Annotated in this window: 22 protein-coding genes and 2 pseudogenes; 8 read left to right on the forward strand and 16 right to left on the reverse strand. The window is 37.4% G+C overall.

Features of this window, described 5'->3' with window-relative positions:
• Positions 1-70 precede the first annotated feature (70 nt).
• Entirely contained in the window at positions 71-1,891 is a 1,821-nt protein-coding gene (locus H4J46_RS16430) for an acyl-CoA dehydrogenase C-terminal domain-containing protein (protein WP_182234705.1), read from the forward strand.
• A gap of 296 nt (positions 1,892-2,187) precedes the next feature.
• Here the strand turns inward: H4J46_RS16430 and H4J46_RS16435 are convergent, their stop codons facing one another.
• Both H4J46_RS16435 and fadE read right to left on the reverse strand, forming a co-directional pair.
• Positions 2,188-3,240: an aldo/keto reductase gene (locus H4J46_RS16435; RefSeq protein WP_182234706.1), complete on the reverse strand. Its 1,053-nt coding sequence runs from the start codon at positions 3,238-3,240 to the stop codon at positions 2,188-2,190.
• 537 nt (positions 3,241-3,777) lie between these two features.
• The gene (gene fadE, locus H4J46_RS16440) at positions 3,778-6,195 is read right to left on the reverse strand and encodes an acyl-CoA dehydrogenase FadE (RefSeq protein ID WP_182234707.1); all 2,418 of its coding nucleotides are present in this window, start codon (positions 6,193-6,195) and stop codon (positions 3,778-3,780) included.
• A 343-nt stretch (positions 6,196-6,538) separates the two neighbouring features.
• Here fadE and H4J46_RS16445 point away from each other — a divergent pair, with 343 nt between their 5' ends.
• Entirely contained in the window at positions 6,539-7,324 is a 786-nt protein-coding gene (locus H4J46_RS16445; RefSeq protein WP_182234708.1) for a class II glutamine amidotransferase, read from the forward strand.
• A 146-nt stretch (positions 7,325-7,470) separates the two neighbouring features.
• Here the strand turns inward: H4J46_RS16445 and H4J46_RS16450 are convergent, their stop codons facing one another.
• From H4J46_RS16450 to purM, 3 genes are read right to left on the reverse strand one after another with little or no spacing between them, the layout of a single operon-like run.
• Complete coding sequence (locus H4J46_RS16450; RefSeq protein WP_182234710.1) at positions 7,471-8,223, reverse strand: DUF3108 domain-containing protein; 753 nt, start codon at positions 8,221-8,223, stop codon at positions 7,471-7,473.
• A 22-nt stretch (positions 8,224-8,245) separates the two neighbouring features.
• Positions 8,246-8,890, reverse strand: coding sequence for a phosphoribosylglycinamide formyltransferase (gene purN / locus H4J46_RS16455; RefSeq protein WP_182234712.1), 645 nt, complete (start codon positions 8,888-8,890; stop codon positions 8,246-8,248).
• 6 nt (positions 8,891-8,896) lie between these two features.
• Positions 8,897-9,943, reverse strand: a complete 1,047-nt coding sequence (purM, locus tag H4J46_RS16460) for a phosphoribosylformylglycinamidine cyclo-ligase (RefSeq protein ID WP_182234714.1) — start codon at positions 9,941-9,943, stop codon at positions 8,897-8,899.
• 142 nt (positions 9,944-10,085) lie between these two features.
• Between purM and H4J46_RS16465 the strand changes: the two genes are divergently transcribed.
• The 3 genes from H4J46_RS16465 (at position 10,086) to H4J46_RS16475 (ending at position 13,071) form a co-directional block, all read left to right on the forward strand.
• Positions 10,086-11,216, forward strand: coding sequence for a DUF2066 domain-containing protein (locus tag H4J46_RS16465; RefSeq protein WP_182234716.1), 1,131 nt, complete (start codon positions 10,086-10,088; stop codon positions 11,214-11,216).
• Positions 11,213-11,923: a DnaA regulatory inactivator Hda gene (gene hda, locus H4J46_RS16470; RefSeq protein ID WP_182234718.1), complete on the forward strand. Its 711-nt coding sequence runs from the start codon at positions 11,213-11,215 to the stop codon at positions 11,921-11,923. Before H4J46_RS16465 ends, hda begins: the two co-directional genes overlap by 4 nt.
• A gap of 602 nt (positions 11,924-12,525) precedes the next feature.
• Positions 12,526-13,071: a hypothetical protein gene (locus tag H4J46_RS16475; RefSeq protein WP_182234720.1), complete on the forward strand. Its 546-nt coding sequence runs from the start codon at positions 12,526-12,528 to the stop codon at positions 13,069-13,071.
• A gap of 769 nt (positions 13,072-13,840) precedes the next feature.
• Here H4J46_RS16475 and H4J46_RS16480 read toward each other — a convergent pair.
• The 4 genes and pseudogenes from H4J46_RS16480 to H4J46_RS16495 form a co-directional block, all read right to left on the reverse strand.
• Positions 13,841-14,680 (reverse strand): PEP-CTERM sorting domain-containing protein, encoded by an 840-nt coding sequence (locus H4J46_RS16480; protein WP_182234722.1) that lies wholly within the window; start codon positions 14,678-14,680, stop codon positions 13,841-13,843.
• A gap of 625 nt (positions 14,681-15,305) precedes the next feature.
• A pseudogene (locus tag H4J46_RS16485) lies at positions 15,306-15,482 on the reverse strand (N-succinylarginine dihydrolase); the annotation flags it as partial.
• On the reverse strand, positions 15,458-15,619 hold the full coding sequence (locus tag H4J46_RS16490) for a hypothetical protein (protein WP_182234726.1): 162 nt from the start codon (positions 15,617-15,619) through the stop codon (positions 15,458-15,460). The pseudogene H4J46_RS16485 and the gene H4J46_RS16490, both read right to left, overlap by 25 nt.
• A gap of 96 nt (positions 15,620-15,715) precedes the next feature.
• Positions 15,716-16,198 (reverse strand): annotated as a pseudogene (locus tag H4J46_RS16495) (IS6 family transposase).
• Positions 16,199-16,628: 430 nt separating this feature from the next.
• Between H4J46_RS16495 and H4J46_RS16500 the strand changes: the two are divergent.
• Entirely contained in the window at positions 16,629-17,336 is a 708-nt protein-coding gene (locus H4J46_RS16500) for a lipoyl protein ligase domain-containing protein (protein ID WP_182234728.1), read from the forward strand.
• A gap of 41 nt (positions 17,337-17,377) precedes the next feature.
• Here the strand turns inward: H4J46_RS16500 and H4J46_RS17435 are convergent, their stop codons facing one another.
• Together H4J46_RS17435 and H4J46_RS17440 are read right to left on the reverse strand one after the other, a co-directional pair.
• Positions 17,378-17,560 carry a hypothetical protein gene (locus H4J46_RS17435; protein ID WP_259365916.1) on the reverse strand — a complete coding sequence of 61 codons (183 nt, stop codon included), beginning with the start codon at positions 17,558-17,560 and terminating at the stop codon, positions 17,378-17,380.
• Positions 17,561-17,587: 27 nt separating this feature from the next.
• Positions 17,588-17,827 (reverse strand): redoxin domain-containing protein, encoded by a 240-nt coding sequence (locus H4J46_RS17440; RefSeq protein ID WP_310650263.1) that lies wholly within the window; start codon positions 17,825-17,827, stop codon positions 17,588-17,590.
• A gap of 833 nt (positions 17,828-18,660) precedes the next feature.
• Here H4J46_RS17440 and H4J46_RS16510 point away from each other — a divergent pair.
• Both H4J46_RS16510 and H4J46_RS16515 read left to right on the forward strand, forming a co-directional pair.
• A complete protein-coding gene (locus H4J46_RS16510) occupies positions 18,661-19,059 on the forward strand; it encodes a DUF3718 domain-containing protein (RefSeq protein ID WP_182234730.1) in 399 nt (132 codons plus the stop codon).
• 1,013 nt (positions 19,060-20,072) lie between these two features.
• On the forward strand, positions 20,073-20,426 hold the full coding sequence (locus H4J46_RS16515; protein WP_182234732.1) for an RNA-binding S4 domain-containing protein: 354 nt from the start codon (positions 20,073-20,075) through the stop codon (positions 20,424-20,426).
• Between the two features lie 396 nt (positions 20,427-20,822).
• Here the strand turns inward: H4J46_RS16515 and H4J46_RS16520 are convergent, their stop codons facing one another.
• From H4J46_RS16520 to H4J46_RS16540, 5 genes are all read right to left on the reverse strand, one after another.
• On the reverse strand, positions 20,823-22,787 hold the full coding sequence (locus tag H4J46_RS16520) for a hypothetical protein (protein ID WP_182234734.1): 1,965 nt from the start codon (positions 22,785-22,787) through the stop codon (positions 20,823-20,825).
• Positions 22,788-23,144: 357 nt separating this feature from the next.
• Complete coding sequence (locus H4J46_RS16525; RefSeq protein WP_182234736.1) at positions 23,145-23,537, reverse strand: DUF2069 domain-containing protein; 393 nt, start codon at positions 23,535-23,537, stop codon at positions 23,145-23,147.
• A 2-nt stretch (positions 23,538-23,539) separates the two neighbouring features.
• Positions 23,540-23,890: an arsenate reductase (glutaredoxin) gene (arsC, locus tag H4J46_RS16530; RefSeq protein WP_182234738.1), complete on the reverse strand. Its 351-nt coding sequence runs from the start codon at positions 23,888-23,890 to the stop codon at positions 23,540-23,542.
• Between the two features lie 57 nt (positions 23,891-23,947).
• A complete protein-coding gene (locus tag H4J46_RS16535; RefSeq protein WP_182234740.1) occupies positions 23,948-25,405 on the reverse strand; it encodes a M48 family metalloprotease in 1,458 nt (485 codons plus the stop codon).
• Positions 25,406-25,444: 39 nt separating this feature from the next.
• Positions 25,445-26,047, reverse strand: coding sequence for a hypothetical protein (locus H4J46_RS16540; protein WP_182234742.1), 603 nt, complete (start codon positions 26,045-26,047; stop codon positions 25,445-25,447).
• Positions 26,048-26,091: the final 44 nt, after the last annotated feature.

Below are 26,091 nucleotides of genomic sequence, written 5' to 3' on the forward strand. Positions count from 1 at the left end.
ATCTGTGTATACTCAATGTCACTTGTGCAGTAATGCAAAAAATTATTATTAAAAGTGTTAGGAGTTAAGCATGCTAAGTTATAAAGCGCCGATAGCAGACATCAAATTTTTGTTTGAAGATGTATTCAAGTATTACGATCATTACAAAAAGTATCCTGAATTTGAAGAAGCAACGCCTGATTTGGTAGATGCTATCTTAGAAGAATGTGCAAAATTTAGTGAAAACGAACTGCTACCTATTAACCAAAGCGGTGATGAAGAAGGTTGTACCTTTGATAATGGTGTTGTAACAACGCCTAAAGGCTTTAAAGAAGCTTATCAGAAATTTGTTGAAGGTGGTTGGCCTAGTTTGTCACATGCTGTTGAGCACGGTGGTCAGGGCTTACCATCATCATTAGGCATGGTAATGTCTGAGTTGATGGGCACAGCTAACTGGTCTTGGGCTATGTATCCGGGCTTGAGTCATGGCGCGATGAATACTATTGATACTCATGGTACGGATGAGCAAAAAGCATTTTACCTTACACGCCTTATTGAAGGGTCGTGGACCGGTACTATGTGTTTAACTGAACCGCAATGTGGTACAGATTTAGGACAAGTTAAAACCAAAGCGGAGCCAAATGGTGATGGTACCTATAACCTTACAGGCACTAAGATTTTTATCTCAGCCGGCGAACATGACTTAACTGATAATATTATTCATATTGTATTAGCAAGAGTACCGGGTGCGCCTGCAGGCACTAAGGGTATTTCACTCTTTATTGTGCCTAAAATGCAAACGGATGAGCAAGGCGTTATTGGTGAGTTCAATAATGTCTCCTGTGGCTCTATAGAACACAAAATGGGTATTAAAGGCTCAGCAACAGCAGTACTTAATTTTGATAATGCCAAAGGGGTGTTAATTGGCCCTGAAAATAAAGGCTTAGAATGTATGTTCACCTTTATGAATACCGCACGTGTCGGTACGGCATTACAAGGTGTTTGTGCCGCTGAATTGGCTTACCAGAACTCATTGATTTACGCGAAAGAGCGTTTGTCTATGCGTTCATTAACGGGTAAAAAACATGCTGATAAAGTCGCTGATCCTATTATTTGTCATCCTGATGTACGCAAAATGCTAATGACCCAAAAAGCGATTAGTGAAGGTGGTCGTGCGATGATCTATTACACCGCGAAAATTGTTGATGATATAGATAATGCTAAAACTGAAGAAGATCGTAAAAATGCTGATTTTCGTCTAGGTTTTATTACACCTATTTTAAAAGCGTTTTTAACTGAATTAGGTTCAGAAAGTGCTAATCATGGTCTACAAATATTTGGTGGCCATGGTTTCATTAAAGAATGGGGCATGGAACAAATTGTGCGTGACACACGTATTGCAACACTTTATGAAGGCACAACCGGTATTCAAGCGCTAGATTTATTAGGCCGTAAAGTGCTGATGACACGTGGTAAATCGTTAAATGCTTTTGCTAAAGAAATACTGATCTTTTGTAAAGATCAGAGCATGATCTCGAACAATCCACATAAACGTCAAATGAACAAGTTTATCTGGCCGTTAAGTACATCGGTAGCAAAATGGCAACAATATACTATTCGCTTAGGCCTTAAAGCTAAAAAAGATCGTGACGTTATTGGTTCGGCTTCAGTAGACTTTTTAATGTACTCAGGTTATATCGTTATGGCTTATTTTTGGGCTCAAATGGCACAAGCTGCATACGAAAAATTAGCGACTGATGTTGAAAACAGAGATTTTTATCGAGCAAAAATTAAAACTGCTGAATTTTACTTCGAACGCTTATTACCACGTACTAAGTCATTAGCGGTAACTATGATGGCTGATCCTAAAACCTTAATGCAGTTAGATGAAGAATTATTATCTTTCTTGTAAACAATGAGTTTTAGCTATATTTTTGCTGGGATTTCTTTCTAGATTTTATGTGAAATTTAACGTAGATAATAAAATAAAAAGGCCATATTTCATTAGTAATATGGCCTTTTTTGATTCTGTTAGCAAACCTCAGTTTTGTTGTAAATTTTTTATTTTATCTGCCTAGGCACTTCAGAGGTTTGTAGGAGGTTTTTCTATAAAATATGTGGTTGAAAAATACATAAAAAGCTTATTCTTCTTTACTATGCATATATTTAGCAATGCTAAAAGACAGATATAGTTAAATATATGTTTGGCTAAAACGGTGATGGAAAGCGTTGTAATACCTGCTTAATATCTTCTAGCACATCAGTGGTTAGTGGTTGCTTAAAAGCCTTAATATTTTCTGTCAATTGTTGCATATTGGTTGCGCCAATAATGGTTGAAGTTACACCATGTACTTGCTTACACCAAGCTAAAGCCAAATGGGCTGGCGAAATATTATGTTTTTTGGCAATGTCGACGTAGGCCTTTACTGCGGCTGCAGTATTTGCTGTATCTCTAAAAAGACCATTGCGTTGCATAAAGGTAAAGCGACTACCTTCTGGGCGTTGGCCATTGAGGTATTTACCAGTCAGTAAACCTGTTGCCAGTGGCGACCAAGGTAAATAGGCGATATCTTCATGGAGACAATTTTCAATTAAATACGGCCAATCTTTGGTATGTAACAAACTAAATTCATTTTGTATTGATACCATGCGCGGCAAGTTATGTTTAGCACTTAAACGTAAGTACTGGTTAATACCCCAAGGTGTATCATCGGATAGTCCGCAATAACGAATTTTACCCGCTTTAACGCAACTATCTAAGCCTTGTAATATATCTAACATTTCTTCATTTTGTTTTTCTACATCGACCTGTGGATAATTAATGCCATTTGGCCAATGTCGACCAAAGTGTGGTGACTGGCGGTTTGGCCAGTGCAACTGGTAAAGATCGATATAATCAGTTTTTAAGCGTTTTAATGATGTGTCAACAGCAGCAATAACACTGGCACCTGATATATTACTGCCATCACGAATGTAGGAGAATCCGGGACCCGCAATTTTTGATGCTAACACAATGTTTTTACGACGTGACGGGTTAGCACCAAGCCAATGGCCAATGATGTCCTCAGTTTTGCCATAAGTTTCTGCACTAGGTGGTACGGCGTACATTTCAGCCGTATCAACAAAGTTGATACCTTGTGATTGAGCATAATCGAGTTGGGCATTAGCATCGCTTTGATTGTTTTGTAATCCCCAAGTCATACTGCCTAAACAAGCAGGTGACACCTCTAATGAGCTACTGCCTAATCGAACATATTTCATTTTATTAACCTTTTATGCTGTTTTAAATATCGAATGCAAAATTTATAGTGCTGTGTCGGGGTAAAATTAACAGTCATTTTATGGCACAAGCTCAAGGGGGAAATTATTAATAAAGGCTTGTGCCAGTATGACTATTTAAATGGCTAATATTACCAATACTAGATTATCAATACTAGATTAAATCATAAGCAGGAGGCTAGTATAAATAGTAGCAAAAATTTCTGGCATACTCTTGATGAGCACTTTATGTGTTGATGTTTTTTTACCTAGCTAATTCAGACAAGTTTCGCTATGTAGCCTTTCAACTTCATCAGCTAATTTAACTGTCTTTGTCAAACAGCACAAAGCGTTAGTGGCATTGTTATTAGCGCCTGATGGCAATAATAATAGCCAACATTTTCCTTATCACTATTAGTTGAAATTGAAATTTGGTACTGATGTAGACTGACATTAATTTAATCAATTGTTAAACAAAAAAAAAGTCCCTTATTACTGTTCGCAGTAAGGGACTTTATAACCATAATTTTGACTTAAAAACTAACCGGCTTTTAAGTCATCAGAGTCAAAGTCATCAACATCAATGGTCGCTTTACGCGCAATTTCTGTCGCGGTGAGTAATGTGGCTTCTTTTTCAGTGATAATATTGGCCGCTAAGCCTTTTGCAGCAACAAGATCAAGTTGATAAAATGGCAGGCGCTGACCAAGTTCACGACAAATTTTCTCAAAAATAGGTTCACAAGCAATGATATCTTCAAGCGTTTGTTCTAATTGCCCTAAAACATTGCCTGGTTCACGTGTAAGGTATTGACCTTTTCCTAAGCGTGTACGCGTTTCATTAGGGTATTGCAGTAAGGCCGCCACTTTATGATCGGTTATGTCTGACGGTTTTTTCAACCAACAGCCAAGCGGTAAAATAATCAGTCGCAATACTTTCGCTACTATCCGATTTGGGAAGTTATTAATGAGTGCTTCAATCGCTTGTTGAATATTGTATAGACTGTCTTCTAAGGCCCATTGTACTAAGGGTAAGTCAGCGCTTTGGCGACCTTCATCGTTGTAACGTTTAAGGGTTGCAGACGCTAAATATAAATAGCTTAAAATATCACCCAGTCGTGCTGAAATACGCTCTCTACGCTTTAAATCTCCGCCTAACGTTAGCATAGCAATGTCAGATAGCATGGCTAAGTTTGAGCTGAAACGGGTCATTAGTTGGTAATAACGTCTAGTTTCATCGTGAAAAGGTGCGCTAAGGACATAACTGCCGGTAAAGGAAAACCAAACACTACGACAAATATTACTAATCGCAAAGCCAATATGACCAAATAAGGCATGATCAAAGTCATTGAGTGCTTGTGTTTTATCTTCATTATTTGCCGCCGATAATTCAGCCAGTACATAAGGATGGCAGCGAATAGCACCTTGACCATAAATAATCATACTGCGAGTCAGTATATTTGCACCCTCAACAGTAATAGCAACAGGGGCACCTTGGTAGGCACGGGCAAGATAATTACTAGGGCCCATACAAATACCTTTGCCACCATGAATATCCATAGCATCAGCGACACAGGTGCGCATTTTTTCGGTCAGGTGATATTTAACAATCGCAGACACCACACTGGGTTTTTCACCCATATCAATGGCGCCTGTCGACATAGTCGTTACTGCATCCATTAAGTAGGCATTACCCCCTATGCGCGCTAAGGGTTCTTCGACACCTTCCATTTTACCAATAGCTATTTTAAATTGGCGACGAATACGACTGTAAGCGCCCGTTGCTAATGCCAACGACTTGATACCACCGGTACTATTTGAAGGCAAGGTAATGGCGCGGCCCACAGATAAACATTCAACCAGCATACGCCAGCCTTGTCCTGCCATTTCAGGACCACCAATGATGAAGCTTAATGGCACAAAAACATCATTACCTTGGGTTGGACCATTTTGAAACGGCACGTTGAGTGGAAAATGACGACGACCGGTAATAACACCTTTGATATCTGTTGGTATTAATGCACAGGTAATGCCTAAGTCTTCTTCTTCACCTAACAGGTGGTCAGGGTCTTGTAACTTAAATGCTAAACCTAATACCGTAGCAACAGGGGCTAAGGTGATGTAACGCTTATCCCATGTTAAACGCATGCCAAGCACTTCTTCACCTTCGAACTCACCAAGACAAACAATGCCAAAATCAGGAATTGCACTAGCATCAGAACCCGCTTCTGGGCTCGTCAAGGCAAAACAAGGAATTTCATCGCCTTTAACTAGTCGCGGTAAATAATAATCTTGTTGCTCTTGGGTGCCATAATGTTGCAATAATTCACCCGGACCGAGTGAATTAGGTACACCAACGGTAGATGATAAAACGGTACTGACACTGGAAAGCTTTTGTAAGACACAAGATTGAGCATAGGCGCAAAATTCTAGACCACCGTATTGCTTTTTAATGATCATCGCGAAAAATTTATTATCTTTAAGGTATTGCCATACTTCGGGTGTTAAATCGGCCAGCTCATGGGTTGTTTGCCAATCATCCGTCATACGACAAACTTCTTCTACTGGACCATCTAAAAACGCTTGTTCTTCTGCGCTTAATCTTGGTTTAGGGTAGTTATGAAGCTTTTTCCAGTCGGGCGTGCCGCGAAATAGTTCCGCTTCAAACCAAGTTGTACCGGCATCAATAGCTTCTTGCTCAGTTTTTGACATTTCGGGCATAATGCCGCGAAAAATAGCGAGCAAAGGACTAGAAATATACTGCTTTCGCACATCAGCAATATTTAATGGTAGGGCGATAATGATAAAAATTAGCCAACCGAAGAAAGCGATTACATGGAAAAAAGTTCCTACGATCATCAGTAAGGTAAATGCTATGGTACACGTTGAGAGTGAGGCGCGTGAATAGGCCATAAACCCGCATAATGCTACAGCAATGAGTATCCAAGTTAAGTAGTCCACATATTTCCCTTAATGTTGATATTTTGGTCAACGTTGGTAGAGTCAAACCAAATTTTATAGTCAGACCAGAGCTTAAGGTCATACCAGCGTAATAGTTTAAGCTTAATTCGTCTGATAGATAATTTCAAATTATTTATCGTTACTTACGCCCTTTACTAGGATTATGTGCTGTAAAGAATTAAAACAGTATTAATTACTAACTATAACAAAGTAAAATGGTCAGGTAAGCTCGATTAATTTGAATTTATATTATTTTTATTTTTTCTTACTGATACCTCAACGGTTAACAGGGTACTTTTCTGGTGTTAGTTTCATCAATTTTTGTTTTTATTGGTTTTATTATATGTGTGAATTAATGGCCATGAGTGCCAATGTACCTACAGATATTTGTTTTAGTTTTAGTGGTTTAATGCAGCGTGGCGGTAATACTGGGCCACATAAAGATGGCTGGGGTATTACTTTTTATGAAGGCAAGGGTTGTCGCAGCTTTAAAGATCCGCTACCGAGTGCACATTCACCTATTGCTCAGTTGGTGACTGATTACCCGATCAAAAGTGAAACAGTGATTTGTCATATACGACAGGCAAATTCTGGTAATGTATCTTTGGTTAATACCCACCCATTTGTTCGCCCTATGTGGGGTAAAAATTGGACTTACGCGCACAATGGCCAATTAGCTGATTTTAAATCTAGGTTAGCGACAAAGTATCATTTACCTATTGGAGAAACCGATAGCGAACAGGCTTTTTGTTGGATATTAGATCAACTGTTACAAGAGTTTGACGGTGATCAGCCTAATGCTGAAGTATTATTTCATTATATTATTGGGCTATGTAAGAAAATCAATGAGTTAGGTGTATTCAATTTATTGTTAACCGATGGTGATTTTTTATTGGTGTATTGTACCAATAATTTACATTGGCTAACTCGACGTGCGCCGTTTGGTAAAGCGAGTTTGATTGATGCAGAAATGGTGGTGAATTTTGATCAAGTAACTACCGAAAATGATATTGTTACTGTTATCGCGACCCAACCATTAACTGATGATGAAAAATGGCAAAAAATGCAAGTAGGCGAAGGTTTATTATTTTGTAAAGGCCAGCTCATATTTGAAAGTAAGCAAGACTAATGAAAGCTTAAAAGTGATTAAGCAAAGTGACTTTTAACTGAGTCACTTTTAATATAACCATTTTTAATTCAGTTACTTTTTACACTTTTATTTAACCACTTTACGATAACTGATTGAAAAATTATTAAAAGTTTACTGAGGTTTAATTATTTGCTTAAAGCGGTCACTGTATCGCTGTTGGTCACTGACTTTAATTGTACTTCAAATTGTTCAATATCAGCTTTAATTTGATAAAGTTTGACTAACAGGTAATCTAACTCGGGTGCAAACCAAGCGAAGGTGACACGCTTTTTCTCCACAACTTCACGTTTAAGTCTAATGGTTTTTACCAAGCCATAAGGTAACATTAGCTCTTCTTCACCGTCGTATTGATAAACGTAATTTTTGATTGAGCCTGAGGTTTTAATCACAGGGTAAACAAAATGCTCTTGTTCGGAATTAGTGATCATATTGAGACGAAGCTGCAGATGGTAACTGAGCGAGTCTTGAATGTTCTCAGGGAAGTCTATGTTTTTTGTTTGCTGCTTTTTCTCATCAATAGCACTATTATTTGCTATGTCATAACGCCATTTATAATATTTGTTAGAGCCAGTGCCTTCGCGTTTGTATTCATAACTTGTTGGCGTTACTTTATAGCCTTCAAGCTGAACAATAGAGCTTTCTGTACGGCTATCTGAGAAAATTAACCATTCAATTTCTGTCTGATAACTGTATTTCGCTAAGCCATTATTTAAATAGCTTAACTTACGTGTGGCTTCACCAATAGCTTTGTTATTTCGCAAAATAGTATATTGAGCATTAAATGCAGGGATCACTACACTATTTTCTTTATCTGCTGCCATGGCATTAAAGCTGAGACTGGAAAAAAGTAAAACAATATAAGGTAATGATTTCAACATGGTAAACTCTCTAAATTAAATACTATTCTTCGCTAGCATACCCCGAAATAGGTAAGATTACACCATCAAATAATGCCTGTTCTGCTGCCATAGTTACGCGTTTAGTACAACACCAATTAATTACCATAGGATAAATACGATGTTCTTGTTGATGTACACGCTGAGCAAGCTCATTGGCGTTATCTTCTGGAAAAACAGGGACTTTTGCTTGTAAAATTACCGGTCCACCATCAAGTTCTTCAGTAACAAAATGTACACTCACACCGTGTTCAATATCACCGGCGTCAATGGCGCGTTGATGGGTATGTAAACCTTGATACTTAGGTAATAGAGAAGGGTGGATATTGATCAAGCGACCTTGAAATTTTTGTACAAATTTAGCGGTTAAAATACGCATGAAACCGGCTAGCACAATCAAATCAGGTTGATAATTATTAATTTTGGCGACTAAGGCACTATCGTAATTTTCTCGGCTATCGAAGTCTTTGTGTGAAAGCACAGAGGTTGCTATGTTAGCATCTTGTGCTCTCGTTAAACCATAGGCGTCAGCTTTATTAGACACTACGGCGACGATTTCGCCACCATAGTTATCTTGCTTACAGGCATCAATAATCGCTTGTAAGTTTGTGCCGCCGCCGGAAATAAGTACTACAATTCGGCTTCGCATCAATGATTAACCTTTGTTGATAATAACTTGTTCTTGGTCTGCTTGTAGATCAGCAATTTCACCAATATGCCAAGCGTTTTCACCTTGCGCGTTAAGAATCTCGATACTTTGTGCTAATTGCTCAGCAGGTACTACGATGATCATACCAACGCCACAGTTAAATGTGCGATACATTTCATGTTCACTGATATTGCCATTTTCTTGCAACCAATTAAAGATGGCTGGCCATTGCCAGCTATTTCCGTCAACAATGGCTTGAGCGCTCTCTGGTAAAACACGAGGAATATTTTCCCAAAAGCCGCCACCAGTAATATGTGACAAAGCGTGCACATCAACATGCTTAAGCAGTTCTAAAACTGATTTAACATAAATTTTTGTTGGCGCTAAAAGATGCTCAGCTAATGGTTTTCCATCAAGTAAGTCATCGGTGTTGGTGTTATTTACTTCTAATACTTTGCGTACCAAAGAGAAACCATTTGAGTGAGCACCAGAAGAGCCAAGCGCAACAAGTTGATCACCTGCGGCTACTTTAGTGCCATCAATTAAACGTGATTTTTCAGCAACACCAACACAAAAACCAGCTATATCGTAGTCACCTTTGTGGTACATGCCTGGCATTTCAGCGGTTTCACCACCGACTAATGCACAACCCGCTTGTACACAACCTTCTGCGATACCTTCAACAACGGCTGAAGCAACGGCAACATCAAGTTTTGCTGTAGCATAATAGTCAAGGAAGAATAGTGGCTCAGCACCTTGCACGATTAAATCGTTTACACACATAGCCACTAAGTCGATACCAACAGTGTCATGTTTTTTTAAATCTATTGCTAAACGCAATTTTGTACCAACGCCATCCGTTCCGGCAACAAGTACGGGCTCTTTATAGCCAGTAGGAAGTTGACAGACAGAGCCAAAACCACCTAGACCCCCCATAACTTCTGGACGAGTAGTGCGTTTTACTGCACCTTTAATATTTTCAACTAGGGCATTACCTGCATCTATATCAACGCCAGCATCTTTATAATTTAAAGACTGTTTTTCTTCGCTCACGGGGAAACCTCAATTATGTTGTTAGTTTGCTTGTATGATAAAGGCGCACATTCTATCAGCGCAAAGACGTGCTGAAAATCTTTAAAATAATTTATTTTTTATAAGTGATAAAAATCAGCAACATTATGATAGGATCTTCATTATGAAACACATGATGAAACACATGTTAATGCTAAATATGTTCAGAAATTGTCTGATATTCTTATGCCTTGTATTACCGCTTAAAATTAGCGCTATCGAGGTAGAAAACCTGTACAGCGCAAAAGTTGCTGTAGCGTCACAATCAAATGGCGATCGTAATCAAGCACTTAAAAATGCCTTGCGGGCAATTTTAGTTAAGGTGGGAGGTAATGACATTGCTCATCCGCTTATTACCCAAGCAATAAATAACTACAGCATGTATGTTACGCAATATCAATATATCCGCTCTAATAATAAAGTCTTGCTCAATGTTTCCTTTAACGAAGCCAAGATCAATCAATTGTTTAAAGCCAGCGACTTGCCGATCTGGGGACAATTAAGGCCACAAGTGATGGTCTGGTTGGTTGAGGAAGATGGCTTTAAACGCAAGGTGATTTCTGCAACATCGAATTCGTTTTTACCCCGCGTTATTGATGATTTTTCCCAGTTGCGTGGTTTACCATTAGTCATGCCAATAATGGACTTAACTGATCTTAATGCTTTGACATTAACTGATGTTTGGGGGCGTTTTTCAAAACCAGTAGCACAAGCGTCTGCGCGTTATATGGCAGAAGCTGTGGTGGTGATTAGAGTCTCAAACTCAAGCTTAGTTGCCAGCCAAAATAATCTTTTAAACTGTCCTCAGTGCCGAGTCAATAGTTTAGCCGTAGACTGGAGTTTAATGACCGATGCGCAAAATGAGCACGTACAAATGTTCAGCGAACAATACTTGGGTAATAACGTTGACGAGTTATTAACCGCTGCTTTGTCTGATATTACCGATATTATTTATCAGCAATATGCCTTATCAACAACTCACAGTAACGAGTTTGAAATAGATGTTGCCAATATCGCCTCATTAGTAGACTTGATTGCGGTGTCAGATTTTTTTGCAGAATTGTCTGCAGTACAATCAGTACAATTGATCAGTGCAAAAGGTACTAATCGGCGCTTTAAATTGTCGTTAATTGGCTCACAACAAGCTTTGCTTGCTTCATTAAAATTGAGTGAACAGCTCAATCGTTATGTTGACCCCCTTGCTGCGCCTGAGGGCTTAGAACAAGTGCCGGTATTTTATTGGGGTAAAAAGTGAAGAAAGTTTCGCAACTCACTCTGTCTGTACAATTACCTGACGATGAAACCTTCGCGAGTTTTAAAAGTGAGAGCAACCAAATGGTTGTGCAACAGTTAACGCACTTTCTCGATCATATAGGTGATGAAAACAAACAAGTACACAGTTTGTTTTTGTTTGGTTTAACCGATGTCGGTAAAAGTCACTTGTTACACGCCAGTTGTGCCTATGCCGACACGTTAGGTATAACCTCGTTGTGTTTGTCGTTTTCTGAGCTTACTCAACTTTCGGTTGATGTACTTGACGGTTTAGAAAATATTGATCTAGTGTGTCTAGATGATATTCAATTGATTGCGGGTAATAATATCTGGCAACAAGGCGTGTTTGATTTATATAACCGTATGGTTGAGCAAAACAAATGCCTGATTATTACCGGTGATCAAAGCGCTGCACAGTTAAATATTAGCTTGCCTGATTTGGTATCTCGGCTAAGCTGGGGCTTAACGGAACAATTAAAACCCTTATCAGATAAAGAAAAGTCATTTGCCTTGCAATACCGCGCACAACAACGGGGTTTAACGATGAATGATGACGTGGCGAGATTTTTAATTAATCGTTTATCACGCGATATGACCAGTTTAATTGCCGCATTAGAACAGCTTGATCAGGCGTCAATCAGAGAACAGCGTCGCATCACTATTCCCTTTATTAAAGATGTCTTATTTTAAATAATTAGTGATTTACATAATCCTAATGTAAACACCATTGATTTAAAATAGTGACTTAAAACTAGTAATTTCGATTGTCCGTTTAATTTAATCCTTTTAATTCATCAATTTAAAGCCAAAAAAAATCAAGTGCCTATGTTTGATCTTATGTGGAAATTAAAATAAAGTGAGAATTTTAGTTAAATAGTTTCAGATCTGTAGCTGAGTTAGGAAAATTAATCGTATGTTTTGTGTGAAAATCTATGAGAAATTTAAAAAAACTTCACAGCGGCTAGAAAATAGAGACAACTTTGGAACACTCTTGAGATTAGCCGGTCGTTATGGGCTAACGAGCGCTGTAAGCTCTCAACTGCCTGTCGGGTTATGTTTTCAACGTGCTAATTTTGTCACATTGATGCCTTTAGGTTTTAGTACCATAACGACAATTACAAGGTACACTGAGATCATGATATATTCAAATATACTTAATGAACGAACATTGATAATTCCAAAGAAATGCCTAATAAAACATTGATTTAATTTAAATTACTCTGTAAATTCGAAAAAATACAAATGACTTGTATTTTAGTGCTTACGCACCTGTCAAAAAATAAAGGAATAACATGAACAATAACTTAATAACTGCCGTAATATTAACCTCCTCTTTAATCTTTTCTAACACGACATATGCAGATGAAAACGCTCAACCAATTAAACATTGGTCTATTGGAGGGGGAACATACGCACTTATTATTGACCATGAAGAGTTAGGAGATGATGATTTTACAGGTTTTACTTTGTCATCAACATATGCAGTTAGTGATAGTTTCTCAATAAATGGACAGTATTATTCATTAGAGCACAATGACTTTTCATACCTTGATGTTTCAGGTGTTGATATTTCAGCATACTACGGTACAGGTTTAGCATCTAAAGGCTTTAAGGCATACGTTGGAGCTGGTGTATATAGCGAAACTCTTGATCTTGAAGGTATGGAAGAGGACTTTTCAGGAGTCCAATTACGCGGAGGTTTTGGTTATAATTGGGAAGCCATATCGTTAGATTTGTCTGTTGGTATCCGCTCAACAGGAGATTATGAAGATTTAGCTGATGATGGTGCTGATATGTCAGCCGTATCGAGTGCTTTGGTTTTGGCCTTTAGGTTTTAGTAACTTTATATAAGGGTAAATATTGGGGGGGAGTGCTCCAATGTTTACTCTTTGTTTATTCACTAATTCTAATCTGATTCGGATTGCCCAAATTTGTTGTAGCTTAAGTGGTAATTTTTGCCCAACAATTTTGTTTTTATTCCATGGCTCAGTTGGTTTATAAACGGTTAAAGAAAACATAATAGTTCTATGTTATTAATGGAGAACTAAGTATGGTCTATTGTGAGCTTCAAGCTCAAAGTCGCCGGTGGCCACTTGTATCTGAATATTCACTTTTGCCACATTGCTGACCTTTTTATTAATAAAGAATCGACCTTAAAACAGTCAGAAAAAATATGAAACTGGACGTTAACATCAATAGCTTTTTGCGCTGCTATCAGTGTTCATAAGAAGTAGACCTACCTTTATCTTGATAGAGAACTAACCCACTACAACGGTCATTCATCATCAAACAGTTAATGCTAATTTTGTGCTGACGTTAGCTTTTGTTTCACTAATCGCAGCTCCTCCGATAAAATAGTCATTAATATCGATAGGGTTTTGGTTATTTAGAACGATAAGCGCGTTAGTGCCTGAACGAAATTAGAATAACTTTTTATTGGAAAGGTCATGGGTTGGAGGGGGTATAGACTTGTATTTATCCTGACAGACAACTGAGCAACCAAGGCGGTCGTTAAGTGCGGAGTATTCTATAGTTAACTATCACCAGTAACAAATAAACACCAATCATGACAATTGGTGTTTTCTAGAGTTTACTAAAAAAAAATTATTAAGGTTGCTTCTTAAATCTACGTGATGCTAAACCAATCATTCCTAATGCGAAAATAGCAAGTGTTGAAGGTTCTGGGACTGATAATGCGAAAATAGCAAGTGTTGAAGGTTCTGGGACTGATAATGCGAAAATAGCAAGTGTTGAAGGTTCTGGGACTGATAATGCGAAAATAGCAAGTGTTGAAGGTTCTGGGACTGATGTTAAAGCTTTCACACCTGCCGCATCCAACGCAGTATCAAAGATCTGAACATCATCAATTTTTCCAGACCAACCCCGATTACCATTCCGTAGAGCTGCGCCTATTGTAAATGAACTGTTGTTACTATATTGATAAGAAGCTCTACCAAAAAAAGTACCATCAATGTAAAGGGTAGTTAGAGTATTTACCGCATCGTTAACAACAGCATAGTGGTGGAATTTCCCATCACCAATGTTAGTACTTGAAATATTTCCAAAAGAATTATTTTTTGAATTCCAAGAAATAATGTTCTTCCAGAAAAATAAATCTACCCCTTGCCCATTAGGACCAGAATTGAACAACATTTCATTATGAGTACCATTCCAAGTGGCCCACATCGCAAATGTAGCTGTTGCTGGTGATGAGAAGTTTGCAACAATTGCATTATTACCATCGAAAGCATAAGCACTATTCGAATTACCGTGTCTATCTGTAGTTAAAGTCGCCCCATAAACACTACCATTCGCACTACCCGTAGTGTCATTAGCACTACCAGAAAAATCATAAGAATGGATTAATCCAGCATGAGCGGTCGATACTAAACAACTTGTAGACAATATTAATCCAGTTAAAGCAGTACAAAGAAATTTAAATTTCATCTGATATTCCTTTTTAATCTTTTGCAATTAGTTTTAGTAGGTAATAATTAAAATAGTAATTTATTAATCGTTGTAACTTTAAAGCAAAAAATACGCCAAACATAAAAACTACAATAATTTCAATGAAATGATAGTATCTCGGTTTTATTTATATTACAGACTGTAAAATAAACTGACACATGTACAGCTTATCAACCAGTTGTTTTTATTTGGATATTTTAAGTTTATTGAGTTTATATGAGATTGAAGTAATAAATTAGATAAGATGTATTAATTTACAAACCTACGTATATAAATACCCTAAGATCTAGATACTAATACTCGGAAAAACTAGCCTTTATGTTGATAAATGAGTTAGAACTGACCTTAATGAATTTAGTTTTCTACAGCTAGATGTAGGGGCAGAAATGAGCTTAAACCAGCCACACAAACAAGCAGAAATTTTAGTTAAACTTACCCTGAATATGAATATGAATATGAATATGAATATGGTCTATCAAATCTCAATGTCAGCCTATGGCTAGCGCTTGATCTAAAGAACAATCAGTAGATAACGTCAACAATGCGCACCAACAAGACCTAAATGACAAAAGAAAGGAACCACAACATTTAATGGTTGATCGGGCTAAGCAGATAGCCCTTCTGGCTCTCTGGCCTTTACTTTATCTGGCACTATTGATTGCTGAAAACGATAGACTGCTCCTAGGAATAAAATCTGAAAAAGCTCGTCTAATGCCGTTCGTGACTCAATAAGCAATTGTGGCTCTCTTAAATCATTTATCCGCAATCTATCGCGATAATGGGTTCTGTCGCAAACTCAAATTCTTTCGCCTTAATTGAAGGTGACGCTTTCCACAGAGAAAAATAGCCTGCAAGCGAATAAAATTGCTCCCATACCATTTTATTTTCTGAGTCAATCATCTGTCCTTGTTTGAGCATCGAGCAAAGCTCAACACCCGCTAATGTCGCCTCTGCTCCAACCCCAGACTTTCACCCTAAGCATTGGTACATTTTACCTTTCACTTTTCGATGACTTTACTCGACAATATTATTAAGGTATTTCACAGTTAACACTTCAATCATACACAGCATATATCCTGACAACCAAAGCTGAACATTGAGGGTATCAAGCGACGCAATATTCGCTCCGCTTTCATCTATCACCACTTTATTGGGTAAGCCACTACTGTTTAGTGCTTGGTCAAAAAATGCCCTCGCAGCGGGCTTATCACGTGTTTCACTTAAGTAAAAATCAACAATAGCGCCATCTTTATCTACAGCTCGATAATAGTAAACTCATTTTCCTTTAATGTTGATGTAGGTTTCATCCATTCGCCACGAGTCTGCCACGTTACGTTTTCTTGTGTTAAAATTGGCTTCAAGTGGTGGGCTATAGTTGATCAACCAACGATTTAAGGTGGAGAGGTAAAAATGAATATTTTGCTCTGCAAATATTTCTTCGATTTCACGATAACTTAGCTTGTAGACTAAGTAGTATCGAAGGGACTGCAGAATGATTTCTTTTAGATAATGTCAGCCTGAAAAATTGAGGGCATAATGATAAGAAGTGATCAATAATCGTTAGATAATCAACTATTCCCTCTATTTTCGACAGAACCACTTTTCGTACCGCTGGACTTCAAACCCCGAATAAAAGCCTTTCATCATCATAAGAAAAACTGGTTTACACAAAAGCGGGAGGCGCTTGTCTTGAATTCTGAATTACTTAGCAACAGTTGATTAATAGACGTAGAATAGCCAACTTTCACTCCTTCAAGGATATAAAATAGAGGTCAATATGAGGCATCATGTATTTTTGTTTTATGAAAAATGACGTTTTATTTTACCTATACACTTACTAACTTCCTTGTTAAATTAGCTTGGTGAATTATTATAATTTAGCAGTAAAATACTGACACTCAACATGATACCCGTATAAGAAGTTAATATGAGCCGCAATAAACTCCTGCGTTACCAACAAACCTCTGTCGCTAAGGTCTTTGAAAAAGAAACAGCGCTTATTGCTCAAATCCAAACTGGTGAGCTCAAGCAGTGTTTAATGCTTTGGCAAGCTAAAGAAGCTACCTTGGTATTACCTGCAGGTAAAAAATGGCCAGAATCAGACGCACTTAAAGCGGGTTTGCTAGCGGATGAATGGCAGTTACATTCACGTAAAACGGGTGGAGCTCCAGTGCCGCAATGTCCAGGTATTATAAATTTATCTCACCTTTATCTTTGGTCAAAAGATATACCGTATTCAATTCCCCAAGCCTACGAAAATCTATGTACAGTGTTACATGGTTTTTTTTATCAATTTAACTTGGTTAGCAAAGCACATGCGACAAAGTTCTCTTACTGTGATGGTGATTACAATATTAATATTAACGGTAAAAAAATAGTGGGTACAGCGCAGCGGGTGATATTAAAAAAAGGCGGTGGCAAGATAGTGTTAGCACAAGCTTTTATTCTTATTGACGTGTTATTAGATGAGATTATAAAACCGGTTAATTTATGTTATCAACTATCTGATAAAACGGAGCGGGTACAAGCGCAAGTGCATACTGCACTTTTTGAACATATTACCGAGCGACCTACTATTGATCAGTTGTATCAGCAGTTAACTCAAGCTTTTGTTGATAGTGCTTTATATTCATAAACAGCCATTCATATTAAAGTTATAAATAAACTAATTGTTATTTACATGTTTCTTTTTAACTGTGAGTAAAGACCGGTAAACTTAACACGTTTTTTGTAACCTTTGAAAAAGTGCTTATGAATTACATTACCTTTGTTATCAATGACCACTACACCTGGGTAAGGGATACCGTAATGTTCACTGTCTGTAGCATATTCATTGTTAACAATATCGTAGACCAACATGGTTTGTACTCTTTAATCAGAAAGTAATTAGTAACTTATGCTTTTCTGCTCGGCAAAGGTTTTTAAAACATCAGTATTACCATAAGAAATAGCCGCTAAGCCATAACCTAATGCTGTTAATCGTTCGGCATGAACATTCAATTCTATTAGGTGTTTTTTACAAAAGGGGCACCAATCGGCAGAGCGGGAAAATAAGATAACTAAAGCTTTATCACCACTGAGTTGTTTGATATTAACTTGCTGCTGTAGCGTATTGATAACTGATATTAATGGTGCTTTTTTACCTGCGTTGGGCCAACATTAATACTTGTATCCGCGAAGGCATTATTAGTTAATAACAACAGCAAAAAAATGATGTGGTTATTTTTTTATGCATGGTTACGTTAATTATATTATTCATTTAGATTACGGCCTTTATTAATAATGACCATTGACCACTACTAAGTAAGGCTAACAATTGTCACTTTGAAGACGTTATCATTTGAACGTCCCTACAGTAAATTAGTAGTATGCTTTGATCTACAGCGGACATTGTTGAACAACCATAATAAGTGAACAGCATCCTAATAGCTGGTATTCGTTATAGATGAAAAAGTGCGTCTCTAAATGATGATTTTTTGCCAATAACCCTTTATGCCTGAATGCGAACAAAAGCACTATTGCAGTCGTTCACATAGTTGTATTGCATGACTTCTTACAGCTAGTCCACTTTGTGTAAATCGGACTATAATGTCAGCATTTTTTACAGTATATAATACATTGCACTGCAAATATGAAGCTTTGACTCTACAAATATGATGCTTTGACTCTAAATGTGTATATTTCCAAATTTCACACTAGATTTCTCTCTATATTTCGAATTTTTCATTAGCCTGTGTCGAGTTTTTTTACACTTATTATTTCAAAATTAAGATTATTTTTAGTTACATATTTTAATCGCTTTTTATTCATAAGATTAGGTTTTACCAATTCTGAATGGCGCAAAAAATGCCTATAAAGATACGGATTAGGAGCTGTTAAATAGCTTCCTATCGCCCGTTAACTATTCGAGAGTTTTGGTTAAGTTGTATCGGGTACTTGCAACTATAAAGGAGTCAATTATGAAAACTTTAACATTGGCAGTAGTGTTCGTATTATCTTTCAATGCTAATGCTACCAAGTACGAGTTTATTGCAACAGATAGTAGTATTGAGACAAAAATGTGTGTGTTTGCTGGCAGTAATAATAAAGATGGATTAAAAAATGCATTGCGATTCAATCCGGGGAGATCCGCGATTCATTCAAAACGCGTTGCTGTTAATTCTATTACTTGTAATGATATGGTAATGGCGCATTTTGCCCATAAATATAATGCGTTAGATACCTTTTCGTATTTAAATCGTTTTACCTCCAAAAAAGATAAAATACCTACCACAAGTGTTGAAATAAAAGATATCGCAGCTGTTTTTAATCACAAAAATGAAGATACTAAAATCATTTATGTCGGCTCGGCTAAATAAATTGCATATTGAAAATTCAGAGCTAAATTTTTATAATTTATTATAAAGTTTGGCTCTTCATTCAATAAGTTAATGTTACGTTTAGTATCCGAATGTCTGCCCCTATTATTGACTAAAAAATACTGAAATATATAACGGTCAGTTTTCTTATCCGAAAGCTGACCAGTAATTAGAATCTATTTAATAATCCAGAATGGCTATTTGGCAGCATAAGTTAGCGTCCATAGATGAAATGCCAACTACCACTATGATCTTGCAGCCATCATAGGTTTTGTTTCCATTCTATAATTTAATTTTTCTTTTTATACCCTGAAATCAGTCTCAAAACCGATGTTAGGAACCTTCCCTATGCCAATGATTATTTAGTTAGCTCTTGGCCAGCTTAAGACAACTAACGGATGTAAAGCAGACCTAGACAAACGCACATAATTCTAAAACCTTACTTTTTCAATGCGCTTAGGTCACATTAGTAGTTGTATGATGAACAACTGCTTTGATGGCAGCCCGTGTGAAAACTAATTTAACTTGCGTAATTGGATAATATCAACGAAAAAAGGCTCTGTAGATTAAATTTTGTAGTACATTTGCTATCAAACCATCTATTTATTTACGTGGCGTCGCAAAAAAATTTTAAGCTGGGAGTTTTCACACAGTCTGGTGGCAATACGTATTATTTATAGTGATAAAATCACAACTGAAATAAGTTGTTTTTTGGCCGCTATTATCCTTAGAGTAGTCGGTTGTATTAATTTTTAGTTTTGCTTTAAAAATTCGCTATTTCAAAAGATATCCTAACGACAAGTTGGTGCCATAAAGAAACCATGGATGTCACAACTTAAAAATTTAATCAGTGAATGCCAAAGCTTTTCGTAACGTTTTAGAAAATGATAAATGCATCAATTAGTTACCGTCTATGCTGACTCAGAATTATAAAGTATCCTTAATATAAGTTTTATCCAAATATATGTTAGAATATGAGCAATATTATTATTTTAAATCATTAGGCGTATTTCATGTCAGAACACTCAATTATCGACATTTGTGTTGAACCTATAGAACTTTGTAACTTACTCAAAATTGCCAATATGGTTGACGGTGGTGGCGAAGCTAAAACCATGATCAGTGAAGGTAATGTTTTAGTAAATAATGAAGTTGTCGTTCAAAAGCGTAAAAAAATTCGCCGCGGCGATATTATCGCATGTAACGGTAAAATTATTGAGATTGCTTATAATCCTAGCAAAAAATCAGCAGAGTTTATTAGTACCGTAGTTTTAGCGAATAAAAATTCAAAAAAGAAAAAAAGAGCTAAAAGTAAAGCGCGAATTATTGCATCAGAAACGGCGACTAAGCCATCAATCGAACGCTAAAAAGCCAATTTTTTCGGCCTATTACCCTCTAAAAAGCTCCGTAAAGTGGTAGAGTTTGTGACAAGCCCAAGGTGAAATAGGGTACGAACGACCTTTAGCTTTGTGCATAAAGAAATCATGTCCATACCATTACGTGAACGACCGCTTTGGTAGTAAAGTGGTCTTTTTTTTGTGATGAACACAGATTTAAATTAAGTCTTGTAAATGGCAACAGTGACCGTTAAAAGTCACTTTATTTGTTGATTGAGCATCTAAAATATTTCACATAGCCATTGTAAATTATTTGCTAAATTCACTCATATTTTAAACCCCCGCTCATTATTCGTTAATTTTTACAATTACTTATACTTAAACCTAGCTAAGTTTACATTAGGCTGATCCCGCTTGTGCTTAGGTTCAGTTACGTTTAGGGATGGGCTTTTCATAAAACATTGGGCCGTTAGCATTGAATCTGTTAGCTTTTGAATTAGTTAACTGGAAACTATCAAGCACTATTTTATTCGCTTGATTTACCTCAGGACTAATCGCTAAATTTTCTGCCCATGTTTTTCCTGATTCCATCGCTATTGGTGCGTCTAAATTGTTAATAATATTGGGGGCTGAAGTAAACTCAGGCAATATACGGCGAGTAACATAGTCAACTCTTGGCTTAATATTAACGTCTCCAATACGTCCGCGTTGCCCCCACGTCACTATGTATTGCTCTCCTGTACTTTCAGGTTGGCTAGTGACTGCAACATCTCTGTCAATATCGTAACGCGCTTTCATCATAAAACCATCGAACAACATGGCGTAGTCTTCGCGTTTACTGGTGTAATTGTAAAATTGCGGGGCATGTTCAGGTCTAAAAAAGCCAGTAACGTCACTTGGACTGTAATTTTTTTCGTTGCTTGTCGCCGTTTCACCTTGATAACGTACCTGTGCTAAACGATACATTTGTGTACCATTAAGTGGCAGTGAAGTGCTCAACATATCAGATTGTATGCCGGTTGATTTTAAGATTTTATCAGCGGCGTCTAGTATGCGATCATTTCGGTCTAAGTTTGCCCACGTGCTTTGTGCAAAAAAATCATTGGCGTGTGCGAGTTCGTGATACATCAATGACGCTAAATCAAAAACACCCTCGCTCGCATCACGAGTCAATCGCAAATCTTGTGGATAGTAAAAGCTTGCGTAGTTATTATTTTTAACATAACGCCATGGCATAGCAAAATTTAGCTCATTGCCGAATGAGGCACGAAAGTCGGGGGCTTGATTAATGGTATCTCTCTCATCGGGTGTTAACCAAAGGTTTTCAGGGTCAAGATGAATAGCCCCGGTAACCACCCAATAATATGAAGGGCGTATGTCATATGAAATAACAATGGCTGTGGTGGCACGCAGTAAGTTTTTAAAATCGTCTTGTTGATCTGAGTGTTGTAAAAACTCTTTAAATCTTTGCCCCATCCATTGATGAGAAACCACAACGCGGTCCATAATGTCGTCAATAGTCGGTGTGGTGGTATCTTGTGCTATTAGCGGTAACTCATCAAAGCGACAGCTAGTGCGAAAATCAATGCGATTATTATAAACACAGTTAACTAAAACATCAGCATAAGGCGAGTTTGCATTAAAAGGAAATACGGTCGCTAATCGTGAATCGTAAGCCGTATTATCATCGCTGCTAATAGTTGCTGCATTTTCGACTAATATGGCAATAGTATCTTGTTGCTCTGTTGCGCCATCTGAAGCACTAACCGTAAAGGTTAGCAAACTGTCAGCGCTAACCGCAGGCGCCTTGAAAAAAACGGCACTCTGTCCCTCAGTTACCTCACTAAAAGTCACCGTTGGGCCAGAGGTTTGTTGCCATATAATGCTGTTGTTTGTTAACGCGGCATTTTCTATGCTGGCTCTTAAAGAAACATTACTCCCCTCCAATGCTGCATGACCTAGTCTTGCTGATATTTGGCTGCGCTCATCTGAAGTTATAACGGTATGCGATAAGGTTTCACTTACGCCATTGCGGGTAAAGCTGACCTGAAAACTATATTCGCCTGCCGCAGATGGCGAAAAGGCAATGCCTTTGGAATGTTTTGCATGAAAAACAAGCTCACTGCCTGTAGTTTGTTGCCAACTAATATTGCTCAGCGTATCGTCAGGATAGTAAAGAAATAATTCAATTGGCTGTGCGGTTTTACTGGCGTCATCAAATGCGACTATGCCGGTTTGAGTAACAACAGGGGTGAAATCATCACTAGGTTTACTATCTTTAGTGCTAGAGCTACCACCACCACATCCTTGAAAAATTAACACAATTAAAGTCAACACAAGTGTTGTTACTGTGTTTGAAAAGCCTCTTTGATTAATGCCAATATTATTCATTCGTGCCTCTGTTTAAATGCGGAGTTACATTAAAAGACCTGCTTATGGGGAATTAACTTCATAATAAATGCTAATGGGTTGCAATGTTAATCTGCAACCCTATTTTTAAACAATTTTAGTCCTAGAGTAAAGAAAGGAATGTGTTTATAGCTTTGCAGGTTTGAAAACCCTGCTATTAATTTACTAGGCGGGGAGGGGAAGCACCCGTGTAAGTCCGTCCTTGTTTAGTATTAATGACTGATAGCGTATTGATGAAAAATGCCTATCTCTTAACTATCTAAGTATTTTTTTCTCAGTATTAATGTACTCACTATTAAGTTCGTAGTCATGACCCACTGAACACAAGAGGTAGTGACACTATTCTTTCTTTTTACGAATGCTTAAACCCAGCTCTTGGCCACGGTATTTTGCATAATAACTACCACCAATAAACATAACAGTGGCAAAGAAAAACTCACCCAAGGCCCATAATTTTTCATCAGCTGAAACCCATAATGTGGTTAAACTATGCAGAAAATAAATCATGACAATAAAGTTTGACCATGCGTATGTATAGGGGTTGCCCTGTACTAGGCCTTTTAACGGAAATAATAAAGGTAGAACAAACATTACTAACGTTAAAGGTACTGATAGCGCTGTGTCATCACTCATAAAAATCAGCCAAAATGGCATGTAAAAAAGCAATGAGAAATAGCCAAACAAAGTGATCTGCTTGAGTGTAGTTGTAGATAAACGTTTTTTATTGGTCATTTTTAATCATTACCCTGCATTAGCGAAAGTACATTTTCTGGTGGACGACCAATAATAGCACGGGTGTTATCAGTAACAATAGGGCGCTCAATAAGTTTAGGTGTGTTAGCCATAGCGGCAATTAAAGTAGCATCATCAGCATTGGTCAAGTTTTGCTCTTTAAATTCAACTTCTTTTGTTCGCATCATCTCCCGTGGTGATAGCTTAAGTAATAATAATAGCTGTTCAATTTTTGTAATGCTAAGCGGTGTTTTTAAATATTCAACAATAGTAACATCATGTTTTTTTTCTTCAATAAGTGCTAGTGTTTGTCGGCTTTTTGAGCAACGAGGGTTGTGATAAATCGTTAACATGTTTTTCTCTTAGATTATTGTTAGACAAATTAAATTTAACGGTATTTTAATTGATTTTTATAAGCGCTTAAGCTTTTCTTGTTGTTCTTGCAATTGTAATATGCGGCCCTTCATACGTTTTTGTAATAATGGGTTCTCTTCAACAAAGTTGTAAGCGGTTTGTAATTCATCAACCGCTTTTGGATAAGCACCTAATAGGGCATAAACTTCGGCTTTAGTAGCGTGCATAAGCGCTTTTTTATCTTGTTTTCTATACACTTCTGATAATAAATCATTAGCAATAAAGTTTTTTGGGCTCAGCACTAAGAAATCTTGTAATAGCGTTTCTGCCTTACTGTATTGCTCAGCCTCATTTAAAACGTTCGCGTAGTTCAATGTCACTACTTGGTTGTTCGGCATTAAAAGATTTAACTCGCTAAGCATATTCATAGCTTTGTCAAAAGCTTTTACGGCAATATAAGCATCGGCTAGGGCATCAACATAAAATAGGTTTTTTTTGTCGTTGTGCAATAATGTTTCAAGTTGGCTAATAGCGTTTTGATAATTTTTATTTTCATATTGAGAAAGTGCAAGGCCGTATTGTGCTGCAGCCTTTATAGCATAGCGTTTTTTATCTAAACTTTGCTGAAAGTTAATGACATTATCTTTCGTATTTCCTTCATACCTTGCCATAATACGGGCTTTAGCTAACTCAAATTCTAAATTTGGAGCTAAGGGGCGTGGTGAGTAATTTTGCGCCCTTATTCTGGCGTCTGAAATTCTAGACTCAGGCAAAGGATGAGTTAACAACATGGCAGGTGGCTTCGAGGTGTAACGGTACTTCTCTGCCATAGTGGAAAAAAAATCAGGGGCACCTTGGGGATTAAAACCACTATTAGCGAGCAACATAATGCCCACTCTATCGGCTTCTTGCTCGTTGCCGCGGGTATAATTTATCCCCGCTTGTTGCGACGCTGCCATTGAAGTAGTCAGTGCCGCCATACCAACGGTAGGATTTATCAAGGTGAGTAACACACCTGAAATCATACCAGCCATGGTTAAAGGTTGTGATTTGTTTTGTGCTTCTAATCGTCTTGCCAAGTGTCGTTGGGTCACATGTGATATTTCGTGAGCAACCACTGAGGCGAGTTCACTTTCGGTGTTGGCGGTAGTTATCAGGCCACTATGAATGGCAATATGGCCTCCAAAAAAAGCAAAGGCATTTAACTCTTGATTACGTATGACAAAAAATTCAAAACTATAGTTTACGTCTTTGGCGTTTCGCACCATGCGGTTGCCTAAGTCATTAATATATTCTGTTAATACGGGGTCGTTTAATATCGGTTGAGAGGCACGGATTTGACGCATCATTTCGCCGCCAATTTGACGCTCTTTTTCGATGGATAATACACTGACACCCGCTGAGCCAATTTCGGGTAGTTTATTTTTATTAGTCTCACTCTTTGCGGCAAATGCACTGCTGGTAATTGATGATACTAAGGCAAGTGAAATAATGAGTGGCTTTAATTTAAACAAATTTAATTTTCCATATTGTCAGGTTTATCAACACTATTTTTATGCTTTATGCTGAGCTTGTGAATGCTTACGGTAAATTTCTTGACAAAACTCAGCGATTGTATAGCCTTCGATATCAGTAATATCAAACGATTGCTGTAGTAATAATATCAACTCTTTAACACGTTTGTTGGCATAACGAATAAGGGCATAATCTGCGACATCACCCTTTTGAAAAGTGTAGACAATAAAAGGAATCAATGAGTTCAATCTAAACAACATTTGCATAGTTCCAGGCCTCCAGCTTACAAATGGGCACAGCGGATTATTCAATTGCGCTTGTAGCACACGTTCATTATTGATTATGGGGTAACAATGTAATTCATAATGTTGTTCATTCATATGATGATTAAGCGAGATTTTTGGCTTAGCGGTTGTTACTTTACCCATAATATCGTTTTGCTGATCTACCATATTGATATTCCAGTTACTTTTGTCTAGTAACTGTTTAAATGCATTATCGAAACCATGAGTTAACATGCCATCAATATCATTAAGTGAATTTGTTGCTAACTGATAAATAGTTGGTATGTCACCCCAGTTTATCTTTTTTTTGTAGCTATTTATTTCTTTAAGGCTGGAATTATAAGAAAGCTCGCTCATTTAACCTCTTTAATTTATTAGAATACACTAAAAGAATTTACAAA

The sequence above is a fragment of the Colwellia sp. MB02u-6 genome, assembly GCF_014077095.1.
Taxonomy (GTDB): Bacteria; Pseudomonadota; Gammaproteobacteria; order Enterobacterales; family Alteromonadaceae; genus Cognaticolwellia.

What these genes read in the sequence shown, in the direction of transcription:
- H4J46_RS16430 (WP_182234705.1), top strand. Translation starts at nt 71, where the DNA reads ATGCTAAGTTATAAAGCGCCGATAGCAGACATCAAATTTTTGTTTGAA.
- H4J46_RS16435 (WP_182234706.1), bottom strand. Translation starts at nt 3,240, where the DNA reads ATGAAATATGTTCGATTAGGCAGTAGCTCATTAGAGGTGTCACCTGCT.
- H4J46_RS16445 (WP_182234708.1), top strand. Translation starts at nt 6,539, where the DNA reads ATGTGTGAATTAATGGCCATGAGTGCCAATGTACCTACAGATATTTGT.
- H4J46_RS16450 (WP_182234710.1), bottom strand. Translation starts at nt 8,223, where the DNA reads ATGTTGAAATCATTACCTTATATTGTTTTACTTTTTTCCAGTCTCAGC.
- purN (WP_182234712.1), bottom strand. Translation starts at nt 8,890, where the DNA reads ATGCGAAGCCGAATTGTAGTACTTATTTCCGGCGGCGGCACAAACTTA.
- H4J46_RS16465 (WP_182234716.1), top strand. Translation starts at nt 10,086, where the DNA reads ATGAAACACATGATGAAACACATGTTAATGCTAAATATGTTCAGAAAT.
- H4J46_RS16475 (WP_182234720.1), top strand. Translation starts at nt 12,526, where the DNA reads ATGAACAATAACTTAATAACTGCCGTAATATTAACCTCCTCTTTAATC.
- H4J46_RS16480 (WP_182234722.1), bottom strand. Translation starts at nt 14,680, where the DNA reads ATGAAATTTAAATTTCTTTGTACTGCTTTAACTGGATTAATATTGTCT.
- H4J46_RS16490 (WP_182234726.1), bottom strand. Translation starts at nt 15,619, where the DNA reads ATGCTCAAACAAGGACAGATGATTGACTCAGAAAATAAAATGGTATGG.
- H4J46_RS16500 (WP_182234728.1), top strand. Translation starts at nt 16,629, where the DNA reads ATGAGCCGCAATAAACTCCTGCGTTACCAACAAACCTCTGTCGCTAAG.
- H4J46_RS17435 (WP_259365916.1), bottom strand. Translation starts at nt 17,560, where the DNA reads ATGTTGGTCTACGATATTGTTAACAATGAATATGCTACAGACAGTGAA.
- H4J46_RS16510 (WP_182234730.1), top strand. Translation starts at nt 18,661, where the DNA reads ATGAAAACTTTAACATTGGCAGTAGTGTTCGTATTATCTTTCAATGCT.
- H4J46_RS16515 (WP_182234732.1), top strand. Translation starts at nt 20,073, where the DNA reads ATGTCAGAACACTCAATTATCGACATTTGTGTTGAACCTATAGAACTT.
- H4J46_RS16520 (WP_182234734.1), bottom strand. Translation starts at nt 22,787, where the DNA reads ATGAATAATATTGGCATTAATCAAAGAGGCTTTTCAAACACAGTAACA.
- H4J46_RS16525 (WP_182234736.1), bottom strand. Translation starts at nt 23,537, where the DNA reads ATGACCAATAAAAAACGTTTATCTACAACTACACTCAAGCAGATCACT.
- arsC (WP_182234738.1), bottom strand. Translation starts at nt 23,890, where the DNA reads ATGTTAACGATTTATCACAACCCTCGTTGCTCAAAAAGCCGACAAACA.
- H4J46_RS16540 (WP_182234742.1), bottom strand. Translation starts at nt 26,047, where the DNA reads ATGAGCGAGCTTTCTTATAATTCCAGCCTTAAAGAAATAAATAGCTAC.